The sequence below is a fragment of the Actinophytocola sp. genome (assembly GCF_050699915.1).
Taxonomy (GTDB): Bacteria; Actinomycetota; Actinomycetes; order Mycobacteriales; family Pseudonocardiaceae; genus Actinophytocola.
The window spans coordinates 1-7,936 of the sequence record NZ_JBOHGA010000259.1 but is presented as its reverse complement, the minus strand read 5'-3'; the positions used below and the strand labels follow the sequence as shown (position 1 = coordinate 7,936).

The 7,936-nt window shown below is 70.8% G+C and carries 8 protein-coding genes; 4 read left to right on the top strand and 4 right to left on the bottom strand.

Translation table 11 applies throughout. The annotated features are described in order from the left end of the window. The first annotated feature begins 236 nt into the window (after positions 1-236). The 4 genes from acs (at position 237) to ACRDSK_RS29355 (ending at position 4,682) form a co-directional block, all read left to right on the top strand. Positions 237-2,216 carry an acetate--CoA ligase gene (gene acs / locus ACRDSK_RS29370; protein WP_431444607.1) on the top strand — a complete coding sequence of 660 codons (1,980 nt, stop codon included), beginning with the start codon at positions 237-239 and terminating at the stop codon, positions 2,214-2,216. A gap of 189 nt (positions 2,217-2,405) precedes the next feature. Beyond that, on the top strand, positions 2,406-3,128 hold the full coding sequence (locus tag ACRDSK_RS29365; RefSeq protein ID WP_431444606.1) for a VIT1/CCC1 transporter family protein: 723 nt from the start codon (positions 2,406-2,408) through the stop codon (positions 3,126-3,128). A 48-nt stretch (positions 3,129-3,176) separates the two neighbouring features. Continuing rightward, positions 3,177-3,704, top strand: a complete 528-nt coding sequence (locus tag ACRDSK_RS29360) for a phage holin family protein (RefSeq protein WP_431444605.1) — start codon at positions 3,177-3,179, stop codon at positions 3,702-3,704. 30 nt (positions 3,705-3,734) lie between these two features. Beyond that, a complete protein-coding gene (locus ACRDSK_RS29355) occupies positions 3,735-4,682 on the top strand; it encodes an alpha/beta fold hydrolase (protein ID WP_431444604.1) in 948 nt (315 codons plus the stop codon). Between the two features lie 56 nt (positions 4,683-4,738). Here ACRDSK_RS29355 and ACRDSK_RS29350 read toward each other — a convergent pair whose 3' ends face one another. From ACRDSK_RS29350 to ACRDSK_RS29335, 4 genes are all read right to left on the bottom strand, one after another. Then, positions 4,739-5,290, bottom strand: a complete 552-nt coding sequence (locus ACRDSK_RS29350) for a flavoprotein (protein WP_431444603.1) — start codon at positions 5,288-5,290, stop codon at positions 4,739-4,741. A 310-nt stretch (positions 5,291-5,600) separates the two neighbouring features. Further along, positions 5,601-6,785, bottom strand: a complete 1,185-nt coding sequence (locus tag ACRDSK_RS29345) for a MarP family serine protease (RefSeq protein ID WP_431444602.1) — start codon at positions 6,783-6,785, stop codon at positions 5,601-5,603. Next, complete coding sequence (locus ACRDSK_RS29340) at positions 6,782-7,480, bottom strand: NUDIX hydrolase (protein WP_431444601.1); 699 nt, start codon at positions 7,478-7,480, stop codon at positions 6,782-6,784. The genes ACRDSK_RS29345 and ACRDSK_RS29340 overlap by 4 nt, the downstream gene beginning before the upstream one ends. Continuing rightward, positions 7,477-7,936 (bottom strand): TlpA family protein disulfide reductase (locus ACRDSK_RS29335; protein ID WP_431444600.1); only part of this gene is annotated, 460 nt, incomplete at its 5' end. The genes ACRDSK_RS29340 and ACRDSK_RS29335, both read right to left, overlap by 4 nt.

Genomic DNA, 7,936 nt, shown 5'->3' with positions numbered 1-7,936 from the left:
GCGGTTGGCCGGGTGCCCGTGCACCTCGTCCACCGCCTCGCGGGCGGCGTGCACCGCTTCTTCCACACCGGGCAGTTCCAGCAGCGGCGCCAGCGGGTCAGTCACGGCACCGGACCCTACCGGGTGTCATCCGGTCGTGGCAGCACGCCGCGTGGTCTGGACCTCTATGCGTGCCGTCGCCACGTGTGATAGCACAGGGCGAGCAACTACATCTCTGGGTCGAGAGGATCCACACCATGACCGACCAGGGCCCGACGCTGGACAACCTGCTCACCGAGAGCAGGACGTTCCCGCCCAGCGAGGAGTTCGCCGGCCAGGCGAACGCGAAGGCGGACCTCTACCAGCAGGCGGACGCCGACCGCGAGGCGTTCTGGGCCGACGAGGCACGGAAGCTGCATTGGGACACCGAGTGGAACCAGGTCCTCGACTGGTCGAACCCACCGTTCGCGAAGTGGTTCGTCGGCGGCAAGCTCAACGTGGCCTACAACTGCGTCGATCGGCACGTCGAGGCCGGCAACGGGGAGCGGGTGGCCATCCACTGGGAGGGCGAGCCCGGCGACGGCCGCACGATCACCTACGCGGAGCTGCAGCGCGAGGTGTCGAAGACGGCGAACGCGCTGGCATCCCTGGGCCTGCGGGCGGGCGACCGGGTCGCGATCTACATGCCGATGCTGCCCGAGGCGATCTTCTCGATGCTCGCGTGCGCGCGGCTGGGGCTGACCCACAGCGTCGTGTTCGGCGGCTTCTCCGCGGAGGCGCTGCGCTCGCGCATCGACGACGCCGAGGCCAAGCTCGTGATCACCGCGGACGGCCAGTACCGGCGCGGCAAGCCCGCCGCGCTCAAGACCGCGGTCGACGAGGCGGTCGGCCGCACACCGACGATCGAGCACGTGCTCGTCGTGCGCCGCACCGGGATCGACGTGGAGTGGACGGAGAGCCGCGACCTGTGGTGGCACGACGTCGTCGAGGGCCAGTCCGACACCCACACCCCGGAGGCATTCGACGCCGAGCACCCGCTGTTCATCCTCTACACGTCGGGCACGACCGGTAGGCCCAAGGGGATCCTGCACACCACCGGCGGCTACCTGGCCCAGACCGCGTACACGCATCGCAACGTGTTCGACGTCAAGCCGGAGTCCGATGTGTACTGGTGCACCGCCGACATCGGCTGGGTCACCGGACACAGCTACATCGTGTACGGACCGCTCGCGAACGGCGTCACGGAGGTCGTCTACGAGGGCACGCCGAACACCCCGCACGAGGGCCGGCACTGGGAGATCGTGCAGAAGTACGGCGTGACCGTGTACTACACCGCGCCGACACTGATCCGCACATTCATGAAGTGGGGCCACGACATTCCGGCCAAGTTCGACCTGTCCTCGCTGCGCGTGCTCGGGTCGGTCGGCGAGCCGATCAACCCGGAGGCATGGATCTGGTACCGCGAGAACATCGGCGGGAACCGAACGCCGGTGGTCGACACGTGGTGGCAGACCGAGACCGGCGCGATCATGATCTCCCCGCTGCCCGGTGTCACGTCGGCCAAGCCCGGCTCCGCGCAGACGGCGCTGCCCGGCATCTCCGCGAAGGTCGTCGACGACCAGGGCAACGAGGTCGAAAAGGGTGGCGGTGGGTACCTGGTGCTCGACGAGCCGTGGCCGGCGATGCTGCGTGGCATCTGGGGCGACGACGAGCGGTACAAGGAGACGTACTGGGCGCGCTTCGCCAGCCAGGGCTACTACTTCGCCGGCGACGGCGCGAAGTACGACGCGGACGGCGACATCTGGCTGCTCGGCCGGGTGGACGACGTGATGAACGTGTCCGGCCACCGGATCTCGACGACGGAGGTCGAGTCCGCGCTGGTGTCGCACCCGACGGTCGCCGAGGCCGCGGTCGTGGGCGCCACCGACCCGACGACCGGCCAGGGCATCGTGGCGTTCGTCATCCTGCGCGGCGGGGTGGCCGAGGACGAGGCGAAGGGCGAGGAGGCGATCAAGGCGCTGCGCGACCACGTGGCGAAGGAGATCGGCCCGATCGCGAAGCCGCGCCAGGTCATGGTCGTCCCGGAGCTGCCGAAGACCCGCTCGGGCAAGATCATGCGCCGCCTACTCCGCGACGTGGCCGAGAACCGCCAGATCGGCGACGTGACCACACTGGCCGACTCGTCGGTGATGGATCTGATCTCCGCCGGCCTGAACAAGGGCAGCTCAGACGAGTAACCAACACCTCGCGCGCACGCGCGGGGTACGCAGCCCCCACCCTCTCCGGGGGCACCCCATGGCTCCAGTCTACCGGGTGGGGCTGACGAATCCGGAGATGTGGATCTTGCCTGTGGACAACTCGCCGCTTCGGTGAGTTGTCCACAGGTGACGTGGCGGGCTGGTCGCGTTCGGTAGTTCAATGGGCGGGTGGCAGAGCTCGGCACCAGAGGGCATGCCGGCGAGGCCCACCACAGCAGCCTCGGCGAGCGGCTGAACTGGCTGCGCGCCGGCGTGCTTGGTGCCAACGACGGGATCGTGTCCGTCGCCGGGCTCGTGGTCGGCGTCGCCGGCGCGACCGCCGATCGGACCGCGATCCTGATCGCCGGGGTGGCGAGCCTCGTGGCCGGCGCGCTGTCGATGGCCGGCGGCGAGTACGTCTCGGTGAGCACGCAGCGCGACACCGAGCAGGCGGCGCTGAACCTGGAGCGCTACGAGCTCGAGACCATGCCGGAGGCCGAGGAGCGCGAGCTCGCCGAGATCTACGAGGGCAAGGGCCTGACGCCGGAGCTCGCCGCCGAGGTGGCCCACGAGCTGACCGAGTACGACGCACTCGAGGCGCACGCCGAGGCCGAGCTCGGCATCGACCCGGACGAGCTGACCAGCCCGTGGCACGCGGCCTGGGCGTCGCTGCTGGCGTTCACCTGCGGCGGGCTGCTGCCGCTGGTCGCGATCACCGTGCCACCGGTGGCGTGGCGGGTGTGGGCGTGCGCCACGGCCGTAGCCGTCGGGCTGGTGGCGACCGGCTGGCTCAGTGCCCGGCTGGGCAACGCCGCCCCGCGCCGGGCGATCGTGCGCAACGTCGGCGTCGGCATGCTGACCATGGTCGTCACCTACGCGATCGGCGTGCTGTTCGGCGTCGCCACCGGATGACGCGCGAACAACCCGCCCGGCCAGCCTCTTTGATCGGCGCATGGCACGATGGCCCACGTGACCAGTGCGCACGACAAGAACGGCAACGGGGCGGGGCTGCCGCGGGTCCCGTCGATCCCGTTGTCCGACGAGACGAACGGCGCGGCGGGCGAGCAGTCGATCGGGAACTTGGTCAAGGACGCGACCTCCCACCTGTCGACCTTGGTCAGGGCCGAGGTGGAGCTGGCCAAGTCCGAGGTGGCCGGCGAGATCAAGAAGGCGCTGAAGGGCAGTGTCTGGTTCATCCTCGCGCTGGTCGTGTTGGCGTACAGCTCGTTCTTCTTCTTCTTCTTCGCCGCCGAGCTGCTCGACGAGTGGCTGCCGCGCTGGGCCGCGTTCCTCACCGTGTTCGGCGCGATGCTGGTGACCGCCGTGTTCGCGGCGTTCCTGGGGTACCGCAAGGTCAAGGCGATCCGAGCGCCGAAACGGACGATCGAGTCGATGAAGGACACCGCCGCCGTGCTGCGGCCCCGCGGTGGCGACGACCAGGAGACCGCTCCCGTACCGGTGTCCGGCGACGCCGTGCGCCGTTCCTGATCGGCCGGCCCGCTGAGCACCGCCGCCGCCGTGCGTCCCGACCCGTCGACCGTGCGCATCGACGGGCCGTGGCGACACCGCGACGTGCACGCGAACGGGATCCGACTGCACGTCACCGAGGCCGGCGAGGGACCGCTCGTCCTGCTGCTGCACGGGTTCTGCGAGTTCTGGTGGACGTGGCGCCACCAGCTCACCGCACTCGCCGACGCCGGCTTCCGTGCGGTCGCGGTGGACCTGCGCGGCTACGGCGACTCGGACAAACCGCCGCGCGGGTACGACGCGTGGACGCTCGCCGGTGACGTCGGCGGGCTGATCAAGGCGCTCGGCGCGCCAAAGGCTCACCTCGTCGGCCACGCCTGGGGCGGGTTGCTGGCATGGACGGTCGCGGCGCTGCACCCGCGGCTCGTGCTCTCGGTCGGCTCGGTGTCGGCTGCGCACCCGCTGGCGCTGCGCCGCGAGATCCGGCGGACGGCGCTGCACCGCAAGCCGACCAACCAGGCGCGCGCGCTCGGCCACGTGTTCCGCGCGCAGCTGCCGCTCGCGCCGGAACGCTGGCTCACCCGCGACGGCGGTGCCACCGTCGAGTCGCTGATGCGCCACTGGTCTGGTCCCGAGTGGACGGTCCAACCGGGGTTCACGGAGGTCGCGGCCCGCTACCGCTCGGCGATGACCGTCCGCGGCGCGGCGCACAGCGCGCTGGAGTACTACCGGTGGGCGGTGCGCGCGCAGCTACGCGGCGAGGGCCGACGGTTCGGCGAGGCCATGCAGCGGGAGATCACCGTGCCGGTACTGCAGCTGTCCGGCGCGGCCGACCCGTGCGTCCTGCCGGGCACCGTGCGAGCATCGGCGAACTGGGCACACGGCCGGATCGAGACGAAGCTGCTCGACGGCATCGGCCACTACCCACACCAAGAAGCCCCCGCGGTCACGAACCGCACCCTGACCGACTTCCTGACGACCACGGAAAACCCCACCTAGCAACAACTTCCGCGTCGCCGGCTGGATGGCAGCCCTCTCCTCGGCGGGGTACGTATTTAGTCTGGTGGTCCCTCGACAGCTCTCAGCGCCTTCCCCCACGGGTAGTTCGGCAGATTTCGCTCGCCCTGGTTGGGAGGGTTCGGCACGAACCCTCCCTCACCCAAGAGGACAGTGACTCCAGCATCCCGCAACTGCCGAACGCTGCGTTCGAACGCTGGATGGGCGGCCAGCGCGGTGTTGACGAACGGCAAGATCGCCAGTGGTAGTCCGAGCCCGATGGCTTCGTTCAGCAGGCCGAGCGCCAGGTTGTCGGAGACACCCGCCGACAACTTGTTGATCGTGTTCGCGCTGGCCCCGCCCACGATGATCGCGTCCGGCGGCGGCAACACATCGGGCGTGCCCGGTTGCTTATAGTCGCTGCGTACCGGAAAGCCGGTCTGGGCTTCCAGAGCCGTCTCATCGATGAACCGGGTGGCCATGGGCGTCGCGACGACGCAGACCGACCAGTCCGCATCTTGAGCAAGACCCACCAGTTTGCCGACGTCACGGGCGGCCAAGGTCGCACAGGTGACGACACAGAGCACCCGCCGTGATTGAGACGCGTTCACACCGTGACTCCGACCGCACGGGCCACGGTGGCAAGAGCCGCTGGCGGCCTACTGCCGTGCGGGTAGCTGCGTACCAAATCCTCGACGAGCCGGTACGTGGTGTGACGGCAGGTCGGTCGGCTCACCGCAGAACACAACGCTCTCACGGAAGACACCTTCTCCGAGGGCACGGTCGCAATGCCGTGAACGGCATCGACCCGGTGCGGCCTGGCCGCATCTAGATCATCTGCCGGGACGAGGAGCTCGTACGCGCCACTACTCCGCCATGAAACGACTTGTGGACAACGCGACGCGCTGTGGACAAACGGGCTCAGGCGGCGCAGTTGCCCGTGCCCACCGCTCGGGACATGCCCCGCGCCGCGCTTACCTCGTCGTTCACCTCGTTCGCCGTCAGGGCGAAGCCGGTCTCCGACTCGTCCACGGCGGCGCCGAAGATCACGCCGATCACGCGGCCCTGGGTGTCCACGAGCGGGCCCCCGGAGTTGCCGCTGCGCACCAGCGCCCGCAGGGTGAACACCTCGCGAGTCACCGTGCTCGCGTCGTAGATGTCCGGGCCCGTCAGGTTGATCTTGTCCCGCACCCGCGCCGGCGACGCCGTGTACGGGCCGTCGAGCGGGTAGCCGAGCACGATGCCGTCCTGGCCGGACGTCGCCGGCTGGCCGGCGAAGCGCAGCGGCGCCGCGGGCAGGCCCGGCACAGCGAGCACCGCGACGTCGGTGTCCGGGTCGTAGTGCACGACCCGCGCGTCGAACGGGCCCTCGTCGGTCTCGACCGTGACCTCCGAGGTCCCCGCCACGACATGCGCGTTCGTCATCATCCGCTCCGGTGCGATGACGAAACCGGTTCCCTCCAACGCCCGGGAGCACGACGGCGCCTTCGCGTGGATCTTGAGCACGCTCGGCCGCACCCGCTGCACCACGGCACTGCCCTGCAGCTTCGGGTCCGGCGGCGCGACCTCCTTCGACGGCGTCCGGTCGAACGGGTCGACGGCGGCCGGGAAGCCCGACACGTCCAGCAGGCGGCGCAGCTCGTCCGGCAGGTTCTGCGCGGACGAGGGCATCACGTTGTTGACCCCGCCCAGCACGGTCGAGTCGCGGATCGCCGACGCGAGGCTCGGCAGGCCGCCGACCGTCACCAGCGGCAGCGCGATCAGCCACGCGACCACGAACACGACCGCGCCCTGCACGATCGCGCCGAGCGCGTTGTCCACCCCGGCGAGCCGCGGCGAGTTGATCCGCTGCCGGATGCTGCGCCCCAGCCACACGCCGAGCGTCTCCCCCAGCGCGACCAGCAACACGAAGATCGCCACCGCGAACGCGACCCGGGTGGGCGTCGACTCGATGTACTGCACGACCAGCGGCGCGATCTTGATCCCCGCGATGGCCCCCAGGAGGACACCGATGAACGCGGGCAACGCGGTGAGCACGCCCTGTCGCGCGCCCGAGATCGCGGCCAGCACCGCCAGCCCGATCACCAGCAAGTCGACCCAGTTCACCCGTCTACCTCCCCGAGAGCTGAGCCAACTGAACGCCACGCGGCGTCAAGATCCCGTATGTCCGAACCGTCCCATGGCCGCTCCCACCCGCCGACCTGAAGGATCATGGTCAGCAGCGCGGCCGTGAAACCCCACACCAACATGCCGGGCAACGCGAACGCCGGGCCAAGGAAACCAGACGGATGGCGCAACTGGAACCGGTTCGCCGGATCCGTCAGGTCCGCGATCGGCGCGCGAGCGACCGCCTGGGTCTCCGCCGGGTCCACCGCCCACACCCGGCTCGGCCGCTCCCAGTGCGCCAGCACCGGCGTCACGTGGAACCCCGACACCGGGATGTGCAGCTGCGGCAACAACGCCAGCGGTCGCACGCCGGACGGGTCCAGCCCGGTCTCCTCCACCGCCTCCCGCAACGCCGTGTCGACCGGGTCACGATCAGCGGGCTCGGCCGAGCCGCCCGGAAACGCGACCTGACCGGAGTGCGCGCCACCGCCGTCGGCGCGCAGCTGCAGCAGCACGTCGGGGCCGCGGGACTCGTGCTCACCGAACAGGATCAGCACCGCGGCGTCGCGCCCGTCCTCGTCCGGCGCCGCGAGCCGGCGGAACAGCTCGCCGTCCAGGTTTCGGGTGGCGCCCACCAGGCGGGACAGCCACGGGGGCACGTCGGTCGGGTCGACGAGCGGGCCGAGCTCGGTCACGCGGCTCCCCCGTACGTCGCGACCGCGCCGCGGATCTGGTTCACCGACTCGAAGAGCCGCGGTTTCGCCACGAGCCGCACGGCGCCGTCCGCGCCTACGACGTAGCTCGCCGGCAGGCCGGCCGGCAGCTCGAGCGCGCGTGCGGCGACCCCGTCCGGGTCGGCGACGGTCGGCAGCCGCACGCCGAGCGAACCGAGCAGCTCCAGCGCGCCGGCCTGCGTGCTCTGCACGGCGAGCCCGACGACCGGCACGGCCTCCGGCTCCGCGGCGTACCGCGCCAGCAGCGGCAGCTCCTCCTTGCACGGCGCGCACCAGGTGGCCCACACGTTCACCAGCACCGGCCGGTCCGCCAGCACGCGCGCGAGGTCGACGCCCGACCCGTCGGCCAGGCACTCCGCGCGGACCCCGGCGAGCGGGCGCAGCCCGGCGGGCAGCGAACCGGACGCGGAGGGGCAC